We start from the raw sequence: 20,535 nt of genomic DNA, 5'->3' as shown, positions 1-20,535 counted from the left end.
TTCAACAAATATATATTCTACTCCGAAATAATCAAAGTTGTTGGAACATTGGAAATCCAAATGCTTTTTGTTTCGATAAGGTTTTTCCAACTTTCCATACTAATCATCATCAAATCCATTTCATCCAAAAACTCTTTATCCAGTTGTTGTTTGTACGAAAGACTAATATGATTTGGAGCAATATTTTCGATACTACGAATAATTTCTTTTACTTCTGAATGACGTTTTGTGTAACCGCTTACATCTACAATAATAATTTGCGATTCGCTATTCGAGATTAATCGTTGAGCATATTTCAGTAAATCGGCATCTTTATTCCCGAAAAGAGGTAGAAAAACTTTTTCTGCTTTAGTAAAATTTTTGTCCAAAACAATTCCAACAGGAACTGTTGATTTGTTCAATAATTGTTTCGTTCTTTCGTTGAAAATTGAATGATCAAACATGTTTTCTTTTCCAGTAACTTGACCAATCAAAATATCTGGATCGATAATTTTTGTCGTAAATCCTAAAATATTTCCTAACAACGAACCTGAATAAATAGAATTTCTTACACCCATTAACATCAAATCGTAATCACCTTTTTGCGCAACATCAACGGTGTCGAAAACCATATCTGTAGACACTTTGAACATGGTTGTTACATCTTGATGCAACTCTTCGGAAACCTCAATAATCGGTTCGAAAATTTCTGCTTCTCTATCCTCAAGATTGAAATGTTGCACTTCGCTACTTTTCATCACATGAATTGCAGAAACAAGTGAATTTTCGTCTTGTTTTTTGATAAAGCTATTAGCTATTCGCAATAATTCAGCACCTTTTTCGGGTGTTTGAAAATCAATTAAAATTTTATATTTCTGACTTTGACTAATTTCAGAAAGTTCATTTTCTGTTTTTTGTTTGCGGAAAATCCAATTGATTAAATCCAAAGCTGGACCTGTCATAAAAGTTGTGACCAAAGCCATTATCACCATCATAGCGAAAACTTCTGGTGTTAAAACTCCTAAATCATATCCAATGTTTAACACGACTAATTCCATCAAACCTCGTGTATTCATCAAAGCACCGATGGTCAAACTATCTTTCCAATTTTGTCCTACAAACTTTGCGGCGACTGCACTTCCAACAAATTTTCCAGTTACAGCTACCAAAATAATCAATCCTGCTGTTTGCCATAAATGTGGCGTATCTAACAATCCAATTTGTGTTCTTAAACCTGTGAAAACGAAGAACAAAGGAAGTAATAAAACCAATGAAACATCTTCTATTTTTTCGATAAATAAGTTTCTGAATTTTACATTTTCAGGCATAATTGTTCCAGCTAAAAAAGCTCCAAATAATGCATGAATTCCAATGATTTCGCTTAAATATGAAGAAATAATTAAGACCAAGAAAAAGATTCCTATGATAGGTTTTGTAAGCGTTGTTTTGCTCGAATGTACGTCTGCAATGCGCTTTAGAAAAGGGCGAACGAAACGAACCATTGCGATAACGTAAATAATTGCCAGTAAAATCACGTAGATTGAACTGATGAATGAACCGGCTTTTACGATGGCGATAACCGCAGCTAATAAACACCAAGCTGTGATATCGTCGGCAGCAGCGCAAGTAATTACAATAGAACCTAAGCGAGTTTTACTAATTCCGCGTTCTTGTACAATACGAGCCAAAACGGGAAAAGCTGTAATACTCATCGAAATACCGATAAAAAGGGCAAATGATAAAAAGTTAATTCCTTCTGGTGCGAATTCCATATAAATTAATCCAGCCAAAGCCAAACCAAGTGTAAATGGAATAATGATACTTGCATGACTGATAACTATGGCGTCTTGTGCATTTTTCTTTAGCACTTTCAGGTCTAATTCCATCCCGATAACATACATGAATAGGATCAAACCGATTTGACTGATAAATTCTAAGTTTCCTAACGATTCTTTTGGAAAAAGATCTCCGAAAAATTCTGGGAAATGCATTCCTATAAAAGAAGGACCAAGGAAAATACCTGCAATAATTTCTCCAATTACAGTTGGTTGTCCAATTTTATTAAAAATCCATCCAAAAACCCTTGCGGTAAATATAATGGTCACAATTTGTGCTAATAAAATAGCAAGCGGATGTCCAATATTATGCGTAATACTGTTGATGAAATCATTGAAGTAATTGCTTCCGTTTGCAGCTTGTACAACATGTTTTCCTGCTTCCATTTCTTCTGCTCTTATCACAATAAAATACATCATGATTGAACAAAGTAGAATGGTTACGATATAAAAAATTGAATTTCTTGTCGATTTTTTCATGGCGTTAATTTTCAACAAAAGTCAGAAATTAATTTACAGAAAAATATCAATATTTTTTAAACTCGAGTAAAATGTAATGAAATGGATTTTTTTTGTAATCAAATTGAAATTTGAGCAATAAAATTAGCTTTGTAAACTTCGCTTAATACCAAATTGATTTCTTTATTTTCTTTTGATAAAACATCTAAAGTAACGTTGTCTGAGTGGAAATATTTGATGTGATGTAAGCTGATTATTTCTCGTTTATTGATGCGGACAAAATCTTTTTCGGGTAACATTTCTGACAATGCATCGAGTGTGATATTTTTCAAAATCAAGAATGATAAATCTTGATAATAAACCACTTTATCACGGCTGTCAACGGTAGAAGTTGTAATGTACAAAATTTGATTAAACTGCAACAAAATTTTTCCTTTATCCGAGTTTAATTGCACAAAATTATTTGGTGTCGAAAAACTATTTTGCAAACGTTTTTTTACTTTGTCAACAGCTTGTTGTAAACGCTCTTTTTTGATTGGTTTTTGAATATAATCTGTCGCATCTAAATCAAAAGCGTCAACAGCATATTCCTTATAAGCAGTAGAAAAAATAAACGGTTTTTCTTTTAATAAATTAGCGATTTGTAAACCATTTATTTTAGGCATTTCGATGTCTAAAATACAAAAGTCAAAATCTAAATTTTCAATTTCGTTAATGAATAATTCAGGATCAACATAAGCTTTCACAACTTCTATATCCTCCATTTGTTCACACAACATTTTTAGGTACTTTAACCCAAGAATTTCGTCGTCAATTAGTATGCATTTTAGTATAAAACTCATGTAGATTTATTTTTAAGTTGGCTACAAAAATATCTTGTTCAATAGTTTTAGAAAGTGAAAAATCGTCGCCGTAAACCATTTTCAAGCGATGTTCTAAGGATTGACTTCCATGTCCACCAGTTTCTTTTTTCAAACTATTTTTTGGAGAGATTTTATTCATTACCTGAATTTGAAATGATTTATTATTCAGTTCAAGCAAAATTTTTATAAATGAATTGGCTTGTTGGAAATCGGTGTGTTTGAAAGCATTTTCAATAAAATCAATACTTAATAAAGGTAAGATAATTTTTTCTTGATAATAAGGTGAAGTTTCATCAATTTTTGTTTTAACTTGAAAATCAAACAAAGGCGAAACTTTTACTTTATTAATTTCAATAAAGTTTTTAGTGAAATCTATTTCATCTTTTATCGTCACAAAATTGTCTTTGCTTTCGTACAGAATATAATCCAACACATTTGCCAATTTATCAATCGTATAATAGGTTTGATACGCATTTGATTGAATAGAATTAAGTATATTTTTGAATAAATGAGGATTCAGTTTCGCTTCGTAAGATTCTAATTTTAACTCATCAACTTTTGTTGATAAATTGTCTAAACGTTGCGTTTGTTCTTGGCTTATTTTTTTCTCAGATTTTAATGAATGGATTAAATATGTAATCATAATGATTAGAAAAATAATCAAAGCAATAATGAGATAAAGTAATATGGTAGGAAGTTGAATCATGCGAAAAATTCTAACTCAAAGATAGAATATTTTGTGAATAAAAAAATCCAGAAAGTAGAACCTTCTGGATTTTTAGAAATATTGTGAAAGAAATTATTAAGCGTAATATTTTGCTTTTAATTCTTTTACTTTTGGATCATCTAAGAATTCATCATATGTCATATAACGATCGATGATTCCATTTGGAGTTAACTCGATAATACGGTTACAAGTTGTTTGAATCAATTCGTGGTCATGAGAACCCATTAAAATTGTTCCTTTGAAATTAACCAAAGAGTTATTTAATGCTGTAATCGATTCTAAGTCTAAGTGACCTGTTGGTTCGTCTAACAATAATACGTTTGCGCGTAATAACATCATACGAGAGAACATACAACGCATTTTTTCACCTCCTGATAAAACAGAAGATTTTTTAAGTGCTTCGTCTCCTGAGAATAACATTTTTCCTAAGAAACCACGCATAAATTCTTCGTGACGTTCATCATCTGATTCTGTATATTGACGTAACCAATCAACCAAGTTGATATCTTCTTTGAAGAAATCTGTATTATCTAAAGGTAAATATGCTTGTGTTGTTGTAATTCCCCAAGTAAAATCTCCAGAATCTGGCTGAGCTTTTCCTGAAAGAATCTCAAAAAATTGAGAAACCGCTTTCGAGTTGCGAGAGAAAATACCAATTTTATCACCTTTTTTCAAGTTGATGTTCGCATCTTTAAATAAAACTTCTCCATCTACAGAAGCAGATAAATTGTTTACTTCTAAGATTTGATCACCAGCCTCACGCGATTGTTCCCAGATAAGTGCGGGATATCGACGAGAAGAAGGTTTGATATCTTCGATATTTAATTTCTCGATCATTTTCTTACGAGAAGTCGTTTGTTTTGCTTTGGCAACGTTAGAAGAGAAACGAGCAATGAAATCTTGTAATTCCTTTTTCTTTTCCTCTGCTTTTTTATTCTGTTGAGCACGTTGTTTTGCAGCTAACTGAGAAGATTCGTACCAGAATGTGTAGTTACCAGAATATAGGTTTAATTTAGAGAAATCTAAATCACAAATATGCGTACAAACCGCGTCTAAGAAGTGACGGTCGTGCGATACAACGATTACAGTATTCTCGAAATTACCTAAGAAATCCTCTAACCATTGAATTGTATTAACGTCCAATTCGTTGGTAGGCTCATCTAAGATTAACACGTCAGGATTTCCAAATAAAGCTTGCGCAATCAAAATACGAACTTTTGCTTTATTATCTAAATCTCCCATTAACGTATAATGCATATCCGAATCGATTCCTACATTAGATAATAATGTAGCAGCATCAGATTCTGCATTCCATCCGTTCATTTCTTCATAAACGACACCTAATTCTCCTGCTTTGATACCATCTTCTTCAGAAAAATCTGGTTTAGCATATAAAGCATCCATACGTTCTTTAATATCGTATAATACTTTATTTCCACGTAAAACAGTATCCAATACTGTATATTCGTCATATTTGAAGTGATTCTGTTCTAAGACAGACATACGTTTTCCTTTTTCAAGACTAACTTGTCCTGAAGTTGGATCGATTTCACCTGATAATATTTTTAAGAAAGTAGATTTTCCTGCTCCATTGGCACCAATTATCCCGTAACAGTTGCCATTTGTAAATTTTATATTAACTTCGTCGAAAAGTACACGCTTGCCGAATTGAAGCGATAAATTAGAAACATTTAACATAATTTTTGGTATGATGTTTGTTTGACCTTCCGGCAAAGTTACAAATTTTAATTGGAATAAAATAAAGTGCAGAAAGAAGTTACGATTAAGAATAAACGTGCAAGGTTTGAGTATGAATTATTAGATTCTTACGAAGCCGGCATCCAATTATTTGGGACTGAAATAAAATCTATCCGAATGGGAAAAGCTTCGATTACTGAAAGTTTTTGTCAAATGAAGGATGGAGAACTCTATATTGTTAATATGTTTATTGACGAATATGATTGGGGAACATACTTTAATCATAAAACTAGACGAGACAGAAAACTTTTATTACAAAAATCTGAGTTGAGAAAATTAGAACGCAAAACGAAAGAGACTGGATTAACGATTGTAGCAACCACGCTATTTATAAACAATAAAGGGTTGGCAAAATTGAAGATATATTTGGCAAAAGGGAAGAAACTTTTTGACAAAAGAAACACAATAAAAGGAAAAGATTTGAAAAGAGATTTGGATAGAATGATAAAGAATTCTTAAATTTGTCTTATAATTGTATAAAATTAAGTAAAATTTAATATATTTAAAACGCTAAATATTTGATAATGAAAAAGTTTAATCTATTATTATCTGCAGTAGTATTATTCCTAGCGGGTAATTCTTTTGTAGATGCTCAGAATTCTAAGAATCCTTGGGCAATTACAGTTGGTGCTCACGCAGTTGATCACAACTCAGTGACTGGACCATTCAACCAGTATTTCAAAACAGATAATTGGGATATCGTTCCTCCTTTATCTAAATTATCTATCATCCGTAACTTAAACAGATCTTTTGATGTTGATTTAACTGCTTCAGTAGGTGAAGTTGATAACAACAGATTACGTATCAAAGATGAATTATTCATCAATGCTGGTTTAGGTTTACGTTATAAGTTAGCTAATGGTTATATCTTAAAAGAAGATTCTTGGTTTGATCCATATATCCGTGTAGGTGCTGGTTACCACAGATACGACTACACAGGATTACAATTTCCATTAACAGCTTACTATGGTAATGGTGATGGAAATGAAACTTACCAATTAACAGAAGTTGAAGATTTAGAGAAAAATCACTTTGTAGCTTCTTTAGGTGCTGGATTTAACTTATGGTTTACTAAAAACTTTGGTTTAAACGTTGCTTCTGATTACAACTGGTTACCAGCTTACGGAGGAAACAATTATTTCGATTTCTTCCAACACACAGTAGGTGTTACTTTCCGTTTCGGAAAACAAGATAGAGATGGTGATGGTATTCCTGATGACGAAGATGCATGTCCAGATACTCCAGGTATCGCTACAAATGATCCATCTACAAACGGATGTCCAGATACAGATGGTGATGGAATCTTTGATAAAGATGATGCTTGTCCAACAGAATTTGGTTTAGCTGAATTCCAAGGTTGTCCAGATACAGATGGTGATGGTGTTCCAGATAAAGATGATGCTTGTCCTACAGTTGCAGGTCCAGTAGAAAATAATGGATGTCCTTGGCCAGATACAGATGGTGATGGAATCTTTGATAAAGATGATGCTTGTCCAAACGAATATGGTTTAGCTGAATTCCAAGGTTGTCCAGATACAGATGGAGATGGTATTCCAGATAAAGATGATGCTTGTCCAACAGTAAAAGGACCAAAAGAAAATAATGGATGTCCATGGACAGAAGTTCACGTAGCAAAACGTTTATCTAATATTTTATTCGAATACAACTCTGATAAAATTGTTCCTTCTTCTTACGAAGATGTACGTGTAGCTGCTCAAATTTTAAATTCTGATGATTTAAAAGAAAAAAGCTTCTACATTGACGGACATGCTGACCAAAGAGGTAAAGACGCTTATAACAAAACATTATCTTTAAAACGTGCTCAAGCGTTAGTTAATATTTTAGTTGAAAGAGGTGGAGTGGATAAAGCTCGTTTAACTGCTCGTGGTTTAGGAAAATCTCAATTGTTATGTACTGAAAACACTGAAGAGTGTTACCAAAGAAACAGACGTGTTGAGGTATTACCTAGAACAGCTGTAGTAACTGAAACAAAAGTTATCAAAAAAACAGCTACAAAAAAGAAATAATAATTCTTTGAATAGCTTACAATAGAAATAGCCACCTCATTGAGGTGGCTATTTTATTTTTATTAATTTTAATTTTATTATTTCTTTCTAAAAACTAATATAATAATACATCCAGCTGTAAAGATAGATAATAAATAACCAATCCAAGAAAGTAGTGGCATGTCTAGAATCACAGGACGAACAGTTGTATTAGCTAACATACTTGCTCCAATTCCAAAAGCTAAAGTAAGTATCGCTAAAACCAGTTTATTAATGCTGTCTTTTATTAATTTCTGAATATTACCTATTTGATCAATCTTAAAGTTTAAAGCCAATTTATCATTGTTTACTTTTTCGATTAATTTCAAGGTATCTTCTGGTAAATCGTTGATTAAATCCTGAATATCTTTAAAATTATCAATTGCTTTTTTACTCAAATATTTAGGATGAAATTTTTGTCGAGCCAATTTTACTGCATAAGGGCGCATCGAACGTTGTACATTAAGATCAGCGTGTAATTGTTGTCCAATTCCTTCTATAAGCGCAATTCCGCGTAGTAAAATATAAACATATTCGGGTAATAAAACATGATTTCGCTGTAGAATATTGTTGAATTTCTTGATGATAATTTGAACTTCTATCGTATCAACTGTATTGTATTCTAAATAATCAAAAATATCTGCAATATCACGTTCTAATTGTTTTTCGTTTTCGATATAATGTTTAATCGCCATTTTTTTGAGTGAACGAACAATGCGTTTCGGATTTTTTAATCCAAAATCAATTACAACATTTTCTAAAGCTTCTTTTTCGTTGATGGCTAGAATTCCCATCGAACCAAAATCAATAAAAGCTAAACGTCCATCTTTTAAAATAAAAATATTTCCGGGATGTGGATCAGCATGGAAAAATCCATCATCAAGTAATTGTTTCAAATAAATATCAAAACCTTTCTGTACGATTTTTTTCGGATCAAGTCCCAAAGCTTCTAATTGCTCAACATCGTTTACTTTAAAACCTTCGATAAATTCCATACAAAGAAAATTATTGTTGGAATAATCTTCATATGTTTTCGGAACATAAACATCTTTACTATTCTCGAAATTTTTTCTGAAACGTTCGATGTTCTGAAATTCATTGGTTAATGAAAGTTCTTTCAGAATTGAATTTTCAAATGATTTTTCGATTTCAGAAATGAATAATTTTTGAAGTTTCTCATATTTTTTTTCTAAAAAATGAACAATATCTCGAATCAGGGCTAAATCAGACTCAATTATTTTCTGAATATTAGATCGTTTTACTTTGAACACAACTTTTTCTCCATTCAATAAAGTTGCGCGATAAACTTGCGAAATACTTGCTGCCGCAAAAGGTTGTTCTTCTATAAAAAGAAAATGCTCGTCAGGCTCAATTCCAAATTCGTCTCTAATTTTTTGTTTGATGTCAATTTCTTCTGGAGGAACATTATCTTGTAATTTTTTTAATTCTTCTACCAAAGATTCAGGAACCAAATCTTTTCGATTACTCAATAATTGTCCAAATTTGATATAAGTAGGACCAAGTTCTTCCAAAGCCATTCGGAAACGTTGATTGAATGATTGGTTGAAAAATTCGTTGTTTTGGTCAGAATGGAACAAATCATTTCCGCGAGAAAGTATTTCTTCAAAACCATATTTCGAAACGACTTTTACGATTTTAGAAAATCGTTTTATTTTCTTTAGACTATCCATAAAGTTGAGATTCGATTACAAGTTACGAATAAACAAGAGTGTAATTCGTTTATAAAATCTTAAATTTCTTTGAGTTGAATCTAAAATTATTCCAAATATTAAAATATTATTGTTTATCTTTGCACTCGCTAAAATGGTTTAGGAATCAAGCGATTAATTATTAAGTTAAACATCTCTCGGTCATTTATTTGCATTTGAAGATTCCGAAATAAAATAGATTGAGATACAAATTTTTAGAATTATGTCTAAAGAAACAAAACAAGAGGAGGTACAAGAAGTTGTATTAAACACTCCAGTATTAGATGCGTCTGCTAATGCAAACGTAGCTCCAGAATCATTTGATTGGGAATCTTTCGAATCAGGATTAAACGAAGAAGATCGTAAAGAAAAAGCTGAATTAGAGCAAATGTACGATACAACTTTAGAAGACTTACATGAGAATGAAGTATTTAAAGGACAAGTTGTACGTATTACAGATAAAGAAGCTATCGTTGACATCAACTTCAAATCAGAAGGTGTTATTTCATTAAACGAATTCCGTTACAACTCAGATTTGAAAGTTGGGGATATCGTTGAAGTAATGGTTGATCAACGTGAAGATAAAAATGGACAATTAATTTTATCTCACAAAAAAGCTCGTACATTAAATGCATGGGATGCTGTTAACAAAGCACACGATTCTCAAGAAATCGTTAACGGTTACATCAAAGCTCGTACTAAAGGTGGTATGATCGTTGACGTATTCGGAATTGAAGCTTTCTTACCAGGTTCTCAAATCGATGTTAAACCAATCCGTGATTACGAACAATTCGTAGGAAAAACTATGGAGTTCAAAGTTGTTAAAATCAACCCAGAATTCAAAAACGTAGTAGTTTCTCACAAAGCGTTAATCGAGGCTGATATCGAAGTTCAGAAAAAAGAAATCGTTGCTCAATTAGAGAAAGGACAAGTATTAGAAGGTGAAGTTAAAAACATCACATCTTACGGTGTATTCGTAGACTTAGGAGGTGTTGACGGTTTAATCCATATCACTGACTTATCTTGGTCTCGTATCAACCACCCATCTGAAATCTTAGAAGATGGACAAAAAATCAACGTTGTAATCTTAGATTTCGACGAAGATAAATCTCGTATCCAATTAGGTATTAAACAATTAGAGGCTCACCCATGGGATGCTTTAGATGCTGATATCAAAGTTGGTGATAAAGTTAAAGGAAAAGTAGTTGTTTTAGCTGACTACGGTGCATTCGTTGAGGTTGCTCCAGGTGTAGAAGGTTTAATCCACGTTTCTGAAATGTCATGGTCTACTCACTTACGTTCTGCTCAAGATTTCGTAAAAGTAGGTGATGAGGTTGAAGCAGTAGTTTTAACTTTAGATAGAGAAGAAAGAAAAATGTCTTTAGGTATCAAACAATTAACTCCAGATCCTTGGACAGATATTACAACTAAATACCCAGTAGGTTCTACTCACAAAGGTAAAGTTCGTAACTTCACTAACTTCGGTGTATTCGTAGAATTAGAAGAAGGTGTTGACGGATTAATCTACATCTCTGACTTATCTTGGACTAAGAAAATCAAACACCCATCAGAATTCTGTGCAGTTGATGATATTTTAGACGTAGTAGTGTTAGAATTAGACGTAGAAGCTCGTCGTTTATCTTTAGGTCACAAACAATTAACTGAAAACCCATGGGATCAGTACGAAGCTAAATATGCAGTAGGTACAGTTCACACAGGTAAAGCAGTTGACGTATTTGACAAAGGTGCTACAGTACAATTCGAAGATGCTGACGTTGAAGCTTTCGCTCCAGCTCGTACATTAGAGAAAGAAGACGGATCTCGTATCAAAAAAGGTGAAGAAACATCTTTCAAAGTTATCGAGTTCAACAAAGAATTCCGTCGCGTTGTAGTTTCTCACACAGCAACTTTCCGTGAGGAAGAAGTTAAAGCTGAGAGATCATCTAACAATAACAACAACAATTCATCTAACACTATCGAAACTTCTACTTTAGGAGATATCGATTCATTAGCAGAATTGAAAAAGAAAATGGAAGAAGGAGGAAACTAATTCTCTAACCGAAATTTTTAAATAACATAAGCTGTCCAGTAATGGGCAGCTTTTTTTTGTGAATAATGATTAAATTTAATTAGTATAAAATGAATTTAATTTATAGTTTAAAATTATATCAAGAATAACGTACGATTTTGGATATATTTTTTGAATATTATTCAAAATAGTCTTAATTTTGCAGTCGAAATGGAAAAAATAGAATTTAATTTAGATGCTACCGATTTGAAAATCATGCGATTAATGCAAGATAATGCGCGCATTAACAATGCAGATATCGCAAGAGAATTGGGAATGGCACCTTCTGGAATATTAGAACGTGTGAAAAAGCTTGAAAATAAACAAGTTATTTTGGCTTATCACGCAAAAATAAATCCAGTGGCAGTTGGACAAAAATTACTTTCGTATATGTTTATCAAAACCGTAGATATTATCGGTGATGAAACAGTAGGAAGACAACTTGCCGAAATTCCAGAAGTTTTAGAGGTTCATGATATTGCTGGAGAAGATGGTTATCTAATCAAAGTGAGAACTTCTGATAACGAAGGTTTGGTAGAATTGATGCGCAAACATTTGAGTAAAATTGGCGGAATCACTTCTACGCGTACAACTATAGTTTTACAAACAATAAAAGAAGAACAAAATATCGTTATACCAACGATTTAAAAAATAGAGATTGAATGAAAGGGAATCAACCAAGTAAGTGGCTGATTATTGCAGCGTATTTCGTGGTTTATGTAGTTTGGGGATCAACTTATTTTTTTATAGATAAGGCTTTGCATGGTTTTAGTCCGTTTATTTTGGGTTCGTTTCGCTTTATTGCGGCGAGCACAATGTTGATGGGATATTGTAAGCTGAAAGGTTACAAGCTGTGGGATAAACAAATTGTGAAACAATGTATGTTTACAGGGTTTATGTTGTTGTTTATTGATATGGCTGGGATTATTTGGTCCGAACAATTTTTACCAAGTGGAATTGTTGCAATTATGGCAGCATCGGCAGCGATTTGGTTTATTGTGTTAGATAAACCGAAATGGAAACAAAATTTTTCAAGTATTCCTACGATTTTAGGCGTTCTGTTAGGCTTTGTTGGTGTTTTGATGTTATTCTATGAACAAACAACCACTGTGCATGCAGATGCAGATCAACAATTCTTAAATATGATTGGGTTGATTGTTCTTATCTTTTGTTCGATTGCTTGGACGTTAGGTTCTTTGTATTCAAAATATGTAACAGAAAAGCAGAAAAAAGAAGTTACGAAACCAAAAGAAGATTTGAACATTATGGTCAAAACGGCTTGGCAAATGATTACTGCTGGAGTTTTGTTTAATACAGTTGCAATTTTCAATGGAGAATATGCTAATTTCAATTTTGCGAATGTAGCGACAGAAGATTGGTTGGCAATGGCTTATTTAACAACTTTTGGCTCTATTCTTGCTTTCGGATCATATGTTTGGTTGTTGCAATATCGTCCAGCTGTGGAAGTTTCTACATATGCGTATGTAAACCCTATTGTAGCCGTTGCATTGAGTTATTTTTTTACAGATGATGTCGTAACTCATTTGCAAATTTACGGTTTGGCAGTAATTTTGTTCAGTGTTTTATTAATGAACTGGAATCTTTATAAAAACACAAAATTAGTTCAGAAAATTCTGCATTTTGTTTCTCGTAAACATTATGCGCATTAAATATTATGATGATTATTAATAAGAAAGCTTCTCGATCCCGAGAAGCTTTTTTTTGTTTTATTTAGTTTTAAAATTTACGATTAGTTCATTATTATCTAATTTTAAAGCATATCCGTCTTCTGATTTGAAACGATTTGAAATTACAAATTCATATTCTTTAGTTGGAATTAATTCCAAACTTAAAACGAATGTAGTATTATTGTTATAGAAATTAGCTTTTGTAATCTTAGGACTATACTCTTTTCCTTTTTTTGAGAATTGTATTGAATATTCTTTTGGATTCATTGGTTTAGAAAATGTAATTCTAAATTCTTTGATAGATGAATCTACATTTGTTGAACCATTTCCGAAAGGTTCAATTTTTACGATATAAGGTTGTTTTTTTTCGTATTCTTTTAATAATCGATTTTTATCAAAACCTTCTTCATAAAAACCAGATTTTCGAAGAAAATTTTCAACTGCTTTTTCATCTTGATAATTCAGTTCTATAATATCTTTTATCGCTTGTTTTTTATTTTTAGCTTGATTATAATATGATTTACATATTTCATATCCAATAAAATATCCCAAATCAGCAGCTTTACCCTTTTGTCCTCCATTGTATAACCAATTTGAAAAATCATCTACAAACATCTCTTCTTTAAATTGTTTTTTCAATTCATCGAAATGTTGTTTTCCATAAAAAATATATTGTTTTTCGATTGGTTCTCCTAATACAAGTTCTGTAATAAAATCGCACGAACCTTCTTTTAATGTATGATGTAATAATGAGTTGTTTTCATTTGGTTTTTGTTGCGTGTGTACATATTCATGAATATTTAGTGAAATAATATTATCAAGTGATTGCTTCGCAAAAACATTTTTTAGCCAATTATTTTCAAATTCTGAAACATCTGTTTTTGGAGTTCCTGTTGCAATTTCAGCACCAACTAAAACCATATTTTCATATAAAGTTCCACCCGAGCGTAAACCTCCAATTGTAAAATACATTTCACCTTCTTTTAGTTCTGGATATAGTTTTTTGAGTTTTTTTACAGTTTTAGTTAACTCTTTTGTTTTATTCTTTATGGTAAGTGTATTTGGTCTTACTGAATTCCAAAATTTAGGATAACTATCAATAAGTTTAACGTAAATAGTGTCACTATAATCTCTTACTTTCATAAAAGTTTTTAAACCTTTTGTTCCTTTGTCGATGTATAAAGTGTTGATAAACTTTATTTTTTGAGAATAATCATTTGTTGATTGAATACTATCATAAGCGACCCAAAAATTATCAATATCTGATATGTAGATATTTTTTGAATTCGTTTTTTGCCCAAATCCAATACTTGAAATGATAAAGAGTACAAGAACTAACGTTTTATTTCGCATATAGTGTTTATTATAAGACTACAATATAACGAAAAGGTTACAGAACGATACAAAAAAAAAGCAGCTCTTTTCAGAACTGCTTTCGTTAGTATAAAGTTTAATTTATTTTATAACTGAGTGCATTTTACAATTTCCAAACCATATTGTGTAGTATGCGGTTCTTCTAAAGTACGTGTAATCAAATTCATTTTTTGGATGCCTAAATCTTTGATGATTTGAGAACCAATTCCGTGATCTTTTTCATCGGCTGGTAAAACACCAGATTTTGATTTTCCTTCAGAAAAACTTTTGAAAATCTCTAATTTTTGTTCAATCAACTCAGAACTTTGAATGTTATTAATAAAAATTACAACACCTCTTTCTTCTTCATTAATGATGTTCATTGTTTTTTCTAACAATGGTGTTTCGCCGTTTTGTAAAGCGCTAAACAAATCATAATAGCTATTTGTTGATTTTACACGAACTGGAACTACATCATCTTTTGTCCATTTTCCTTTTTTTAAAGCGAAGTGAACTTGATTATTTGTTGTTTGTTGATAAGCGATTAATTCGTATTCTCCGAATCTTGTTTTTGCTGGAAATTGCTCGATACGTTTTACTAATGATTCGTTTTCTAATCGGTAAGCAATCAAATCCTCAATCGAAACAATTTTAAGATCAAATTTCTTCGCAATCTCTAACAATTCTGGCAAACGAGCCATTTCTCCATCTTCTTTTAAAATTTCGACAATACATCCAGCAGGATAATGTCCCGCCATGCGTGCCAAATCAACAGCAGCTTCTGTATGTCCCATGCGAACTAAAACTCCACCATCTTTTGCAATTAATGGGAAAATATGTCCTGGTTTTCCTAAATCATCTGGATTTGTATTTTCGTCAATTAAAGCTTGAATAGTTTTAGAACGATCCGAAGCCGAAATTCCTGTCGTACATCCGTGACCTTGTAAATCCACAGAAACAGTAAAATTAGTTTCGTAAATAGCCGTATTGTGTCCAACCATAAGGTCCAAACCTAATGCTTTACATCTTTGTTGTGTAAGTGGCGTACAAACCAATCCGCGTCCGTGCGTAACCATAAAGTTGATGACTTCTGGTGTTGCAAATTCGGCGATACATAGGAAATCTCCTTCATTTTCACGATCTTCATCGTCAACTACAATGATAACTTTTCCTTGTTTTAAATCTTCTAAAGCTTCTTCAATTGTGTTTAATTGAGATGATCTATTTTCCATTGTTTTATGTTATTGATAACGAGAATGCTCCTCGTTTTTGTTTGTTTTCTTAAACTTATTAAAGTATTTTACAATTGGATCAACGTAAATACTGATGTCAAATAATCCAGAATCTTGATTGGCTTTGTAACTAAACAAAATAGAGAAAGGAAGCGCGATAATATTCGCTGCCCAAGCGGCAAAAGTTGGATCTAATTTTCCGTTTTTCGCCATATTTTCTGCCGAGAAATTAAGGATAAAATAAATAACGAAAATGATAATTGAAATGACAACTGGCATTCCGATTCCTCCTTTTTTTACGATTGCACCTAATGATGATCCAATCAAAAAGAAAATAATACATGTTACTGCATACGAGAAATTTCGTTGGTAATGAATATTTACTTTTGAATATAACTTTTCTCTGTTTACAATTTCTTGTTCAGAAAACGTCATATTTTCTTGATCACGATTTACCATTTGTACGGCTTGATTAAGAACTTGATCTTGTTCTTGACGATTTCGCTCTTTCAAGTCAAAAATCATATTTGTTTTTACCGTATCAATATCTTTTACTTTGATTGAATAGAAATAGTTTTGATTAAACATATTCGTTTTCAAATCTTTGTAATACTTCTTATAATCTGTGTTTAATGAATCGATAAGATGTCTTAAACCTTTTCCGTCCAAGTATTTGTAAGAGTTTCCTGGATCTTCGTCTTTACCAGAATTTAGAATATCTGAAATGTCAATATAATAGTTTAATGTATCAAATTTAGTATATTGATTTTCTTGACGTTTACGTTGATCAAAGTTTTTATTTTTGATATTATCGGTATAAGCAATTCCATCAAAAAGTTCCATTTTTAGATAATGGTTGTCATTTTTGTCTGGAGCAAGATTTCCTTTTTTCGCAATAATTGTCATCGTATTTTCACCAAAAGGTGCATTTTGATGGACAAAAACGTCTTCTAATTTTTCTGAATTTTCGCCCGAAACTTTATTAATTTTCATCTGAAATCCGGGAACGGTTTCGATAAAAACACCTTCTTTCATACTTACCGTTGGTTTGGTTTGTAAGATATTGAAGTACATTGTTCGCGCTTTTTGTTGGGAATAAGGCATCACTTTGTCTCCGAAAAAATACAATCCGACAGACATTAAAGCGACTAACGTAAATAATGGAGCAAGGATTCTGGTAAGTGAAATTCCAGATGCTTTCATTGCAGCTAATTCGTATCGTTCTCCAAAACCTCCCATGGTCATAATAGACCCCAAAAGGATTGTAAGCGGTAATACAAGCTGAATAACGTTAATTCCTAACCAAAAAAGTAATTCGGTAATAGTGTACCATTCTAAACCTTTTCCAACAAATTTTTCCATTTGTTGCCATGCAAATTGCACGATAAAGATGAAAAATAGAACACTAAATATGAAAAAAAATGGACCTAAAAAGGTCTTGATTATATACCAGTCAAGTTTTTTTAACATTGATTATAATTGAGTAATCATATAGCCTTGCGACTTATATTTCTTTTGGTCAAAGTTAAAGTAACTTTTGTGAATAAGTAAATTTTGAACGTAATCTTTTACAATGATTGATGTTGTGTCGCCATTTTTACCATATTCCTTGTAATCGTAGATTTCATTATTCGCTGTATTCACTCCCAAAACCGAATATTTGATTGTAGAAGTTTTAGTTGGCGTTAATTTTATATACTGAATTGTTTTTCCTCCAACGGTTTTTTTATCTGTTAAAGCGTAGCTGAAATCAGTACGATATGTGTTCAAAACTTTAGTTGGTGTTAAGAAATCATCTGTGTTAGATGCATCAGAAATAGTGACTTCTTTGTCATCTTTTGCAATTGTATATAATTTAGTTCCTGTAAAAATTTGGTTGATGTCGCCTACATTCAAGTTAAATTTTTGTTTCATTGCAAAAACTTCTCCCGAACGACTTGTTGATTTTCCATTTGCATTATGGCTAAAATCAAATTTGATGTAATACGAGTTTGCGTTGGTATATTTAGCGTAAACTTTGTCTAAGATTTGTTTTGCTGATTGAGCGTTTAATGTTCCAACCCCTACTAATAAGAGTATGAAAGAATAGATTATCTTTTTCATACAATTTAATTTCTATCTGTTTTTAATAAATTTTAGTTCAAATTATTCAACAACTGTTCCAAACTCATGTCATCTTGTATCAACACTTGTCTTGCTTTACTTCCTTCGAAAGGACCAACAATTCCGGCAGCTTCCAATTGATCAATCAATCGTCCGGCACGGTTATATCCTAATTTTAATTTTCGTTGTAATAAAGACGCGGAACCTTGTTGATTCATTACAATTAATCTTGCAGCATCTTCAAAAAGTACATCACGATCAGATAAATCAATATCTAAATTAGAACCACCTTCTTCGCCAACATATTCTGGCAAATGCATCGCATCTGGATAACCACGTTGTTCACCAATAAATTCGGTTATTTTATCTACTTCTGGTGTATCCACAAACGCACATTGTAAACGTATTAATTCGTTTCCAGTTGTGTACAACATATCACCTTTACCAATTAATTGATCAGCTCCTTGCGAATCTAAAATTGTTCTCGAATCGATTTTAGACGTTACACGGAAAGCGACACGACCTGGGAAATTGGCTTTGATTGTTCCTGTAATCACATTTACAGACGGACGTTGAGTTGCAACAATCAAGTGAATACCAACGGCACGAGCTAATTGAGCCAAACGAGCAATCGGTAATTCTACTTCTTTACCAGCTGTCATAATCAAATCTGCAAATTCATCCACGATTAATACAATATATGGTAAGAATCTGTGACCTGCTTCTGGATTTAATTTACGTTGTTTGAACTTCGCGTTATATTCTTTGATATTTCGAACGAAAGCATTTTTCAATAATTCGTAACGATCATCCATTTCAATACAAAGTGAATTTAATGTGTTAATTACTTTTGTATTATCTGTGATAATTGCTTCTTCCGAATCTGGTAATTTTGCTAAATAGTGACGCTCTATTTTAGAATATAAAGTAAGCTCAACTTTCTTAGGATCGACCATCACAAACTTTAATTCAGATGGATGTTTTTTATAGATTAACGAAGCAATAATTGCATTCAAACCAACCGATTTACCTTGTCCCGTTGCACCAGCCATCAACAAGTGAGGCATTTTTGCTAAATCGGCAACAAAGGTTTCGTTCGTAATTGTTTTCCCGAAAGCAATTGGTAATTCCATATCAGCATTTTGGAACTTTTGCGAAGCAATTACCGAATGCATGGAAACCATCGAAGGATTAGAATTTGGAACCTCAATACCAATTGTTCCTTTTCCAGGAATCGGCGCAATAATACGAATACCAAGCGCAGCCAAACTTAAGGCAATATCGTCCTCAAGATTTTTGATTTTAGAAATACGAACACCAGCTTTTGGTACAATTTCGTACAATGTAACTGTAGGACCGATTGTTGCTGAAATTTCATCGATTCCGATTCCATAGTTTCCTAAGGTTTCGACAATTCTATTTTTGTTCGTTTCTAATTCTTTTTGATCAATTAACGTATTTCCGTTGTCATATTTTTTTAACAATGAAATAGGAGGAAATTGATAATTTGGCAAATCTAAACGTTGATTGTACTCACCTTGTTCTTGTACTAATCGAGCAGAAGTCGCTTCAAATTCTTCTTCTTCATCAACATGCTGAACTTTTAATTCTAATCCATTTTCAGAAGAATTTTGAGTTGGTTGAATTTCTGTTTCGAAATTTTGTTCATCATTAATTGATAAAAAATCTACTTGATCATATTCTTCCTCATCATCAGCCAAATCTTCAACCACTAATTCTGTAATATTAAGAGGTGTTTCTTCGATTGTTTCTTCCTCTTTTGGTTGATTAATTTTAAATTCTTGATGAAATGCTTCGTTTGGATTTACTTTATGAGATTGAATTGCTTCTTTTTCTTGTTGTTCTATTAATTCTAATTCTTGCGATAAACTATCTTCTTGTTGCTTTTCGGCATCTTGATTGAATTTATTTATCTTTTCTTGTTCTTCTTTTTCCTTACGTTTTCTTAATTCAAGCTGTTCTTTCTTGATTTTTTCTTGCTCTTTTTCTATACGCTCAATTTCTTTTTGTTTCGCACGTTCTTCCATTTTTTCTTGGATAGATTGATACGTCATTCGGAAATGAATCACACAATAAATCAACAAACTAACGAAAAGCAATAAAATTACACCCCATTTACCAATAAAGCTATTTAGGAAATCATTAATTTCAAATCCCATTACGCCAGAAAGCATGTGTTGAGTTGGTAAAATGCAACCAAAAAATATTGGCAACCAAATCATGAAGAAAATGCTTTGATAAAGCGTTGTGAAAGGTTTAATTTTTTTCCAATTTGTAGCCACTTTAACTCCCAAAAGAATAAAGAAAACTGGGACAAAAAATGAAACGATTCCGATTCCTTGCAAAATGAATGTTTCGCCTAATAATGCGCCAAACTTCCCGAAAATATTTTCTGCGGTTTGACTTTTGTCTAATAAATCAGAGATTTGGCTCTGATCCATAAAACCATTAAAAAAATAAGAGATAAACGAAGCCAATAGTAATAAACCGATTACTAAAAACAGTATACCTATAATTGTTTTGACGATTTGTTTTTTAGGAGTTTTTGGTGCTTCCTGCGTGTTTTTTATAGCCATTTTAAGGTTGAGTATAATTGAGGCAAAAATAATAAATCTTTGACAGACGAATCTAACGAAAAGTATTTAAATTTACTAAAATCGCAATCAATTTTAACTCAATTTTCTATCTATTATTG

Annotated in this window: 15 protein-coding genes; 5 read left to right on the top strand and 10 right to left on the bottom strand. The window is 32.0% G+C overall.

Annotation, left to right across the window (positions count from 1 at the left end; all coding sequences use genetic code 11):
• Positions 1–17: 17 nt before the first annotated feature.
• From B4H69_RS02705 to B4H69_RS02690, 4 genes are all read right to left on the bottom strand, one after another.
• Positions 18–2,294, bottom strand: a complete 2,277-nt coding sequence (locus tag B4H69_RS02705; protein WP_280062095.1) for a cation:proton antiporter — start codon at positions 2,292–2,294, stop codon at positions 18–20.
• Positions 2,295–2,392: 98 nt separating this feature from the next.
• Positions 2,393–3,052, bottom strand: a complete 660-nt coding sequence (locus tag B4H69_RS02700) for a LytR/AlgR family response regulator transcription factor (protein ID WP_280049631.1) — start codon at positions 3,050–3,052, stop codon at positions 2,393–2,395.
• Between the two features lie 31 nt (positions 3,053–3,083).
• Positions 3,084–3,779: a sensor histidine kinase gene (locus tag B4H69_RS02695; RefSeq protein WP_280062093.1), complete on the bottom strand. Its 696-nt coding sequence runs from the start codon at positions 3,777–3,779 to the stop codon at positions 3,084–3,086.
• A 159-nt stretch (positions 3,780–3,938) separates the two neighbouring features.
• Complete coding sequence (locus B4H69_RS02690; RefSeq protein WP_038332655.1) at positions 3,939–5,561, bottom strand: ABC-F family ATP-binding cassette domain-containing protein; 1,623 nt, start codon at positions 5,559–5,561, stop codon at positions 3,939–3,941.
• 66 nt (positions 5,562–5,627) lie between these two features.
• Between B4H69_RS02690 and smpB the strand changes: the two genes are divergently transcribed.
• Together smpB and B4H69_RS02680 are read left to right on the top strand one after the other, a co-directional pair.
• Positions 5,628–6,080: an SsrA-binding protein SmpB gene (gene smpB, locus B4H69_RS02685; RefSeq protein ID WP_038332657.1), complete on the top strand. Its 453-nt coding sequence runs from the start codon at positions 5,628–5,630 to the stop codon at positions 6,078–6,080.
• A gap of 65 nt (positions 6,081–6,145) precedes the next feature.
• The gene (locus B4H69_RS02680; protein WP_180905203.1) at positions 6,146–7,648 is read left to right on the top strand and encodes an OmpA family protein; all 1,503 of its coding nucleotides are present in this window, start codon (positions 6,146–6,148) and stop codon (positions 7,646–7,648) included.
• A 77-nt stretch (positions 7,649–7,725) separates the two neighbouring features.
• Here B4H69_RS02680 and B4H69_RS02675 read toward each other — a convergent pair whose 3' ends face one another.
• Positions 7,726–9,357: an ABC1 kinase family protein gene (locus tag B4H69_RS02675; RefSeq protein ID WP_180905202.1), complete on the bottom strand. Its 1,632-nt coding sequence runs from the start codon at positions 9,355–9,357 to the stop codon at positions 7,726–7,728.
• Positions 9,358–9,598: 241 nt separating this feature from the next.
• Here B4H69_RS02675 and rpsA point away from each other — a divergent pair, with 241 nt between their 5' ends.
• From rpsA to B4H69_RS02660, 3 genes are all read left to right on the top strand, one after another.
• Positions 9,599–11,425, top strand: coding sequence for a 30S ribosomal protein S1 (gene rpsA, locus B4H69_RS02670; protein WP_115001847.1), 1,827 nt, complete (start codon positions 9,599–9,601; stop codon positions 11,423–11,425).
• Positions 11,426–11,614: 189 nt separating this feature from the next.
• On the top strand, positions 11,615–12,091 hold the full coding sequence (locus tag B4H69_RS02665; RefSeq protein ID WP_038332665.1) for an Lrp/AsnC family transcriptional regulator: 477 nt from the start codon (positions 11,615–11,617) through the stop codon (positions 12,089–12,091).
• 14 nt (positions 12,092–12,105) lie between these two features.
• On the top strand, positions 12,106–13,113 hold the full coding sequence (locus B4H69_RS02660; RefSeq protein WP_280062089.1) for an EamA family transporter: 1,008 nt from the start codon (positions 12,106–12,108) through the stop codon (positions 13,111–13,113).
• Positions 13,114–13,170: 57 nt separating this feature from the next.
• On the opposite strand, the gene B4H69_RS02655 is transcribed toward B4H69_RS02660, so the two are convergent.
• From B4H69_RS02655 to B4H69_RS02635, 5 genes are all read right to left on the bottom strand, one after another.
• Positions 13,171–14,484 carry an Ig-like domain-containing protein gene (locus B4H69_RS02655; RefSeq protein WP_180905199.1) on the bottom strand — a complete coding sequence of 438 codons (1,314 nt, stop codon included), beginning with the start codon at positions 14,482–14,484 and terminating at the stop codon, positions 13,171–13,173.
• 107 nt (positions 14,485–14,591) lie between these two features.
• Entirely contained in the window at positions 14,592–15,716 is a 1,125-nt protein-coding gene (gene ribB / locus B4H69_RS02650) for a 3,4-dihydroxy-2-butanone-4-phosphate synthase (RefSeq protein WP_180905198.1), read from the bottom strand.
• 9 nt (positions 15,717–15,725) lie between these two features.
• Positions 15,726–17,186 (bottom strand): LptF/LptG family permease, encoded by a 1,461-nt coding sequence (locus B4H69_RS02645; protein ID WP_038332671.1) that lies wholly within the window; start codon positions 17,184–17,186, stop codon positions 15,726–15,728.
• A 3-nt stretch (positions 17,187–17,189) separates the two neighbouring features.
• On the bottom strand, positions 17,190–17,819 hold the full coding sequence (locus tag B4H69_RS02640) for a LolA family protein (protein WP_115001837.1): 630 nt from the start codon (positions 17,817–17,819) through the stop codon (positions 17,190–17,192).
• Positions 17,820–17,851: 32 nt separating this feature from the next.
• A complete protein-coding gene (locus tag B4H69_RS02635) occupies positions 17,852–20,416 on the bottom strand; it encodes an FtsK/SpoIIIE family DNA translocase (protein ID WP_291092627.1) in 2,565 nt (854 codons plus the stop codon).
• Between the last annotated feature and the right edge of the window lie 119 nt (positions 20,417–20,535).

This window comes from Empedobacter sp. UBA6745 (assembly GCF_002453775.1).
Classification (GTDB): domain Bacteria; phylum Bacteroidota; class Bacteroidia; order Flavobacteriales; family Weeksellaceae; genus Empedobacter; species Empedobacter falsenii_C.
This window is presented reverse-complemented; position numbering and strand designations above follow the sequence as displayed.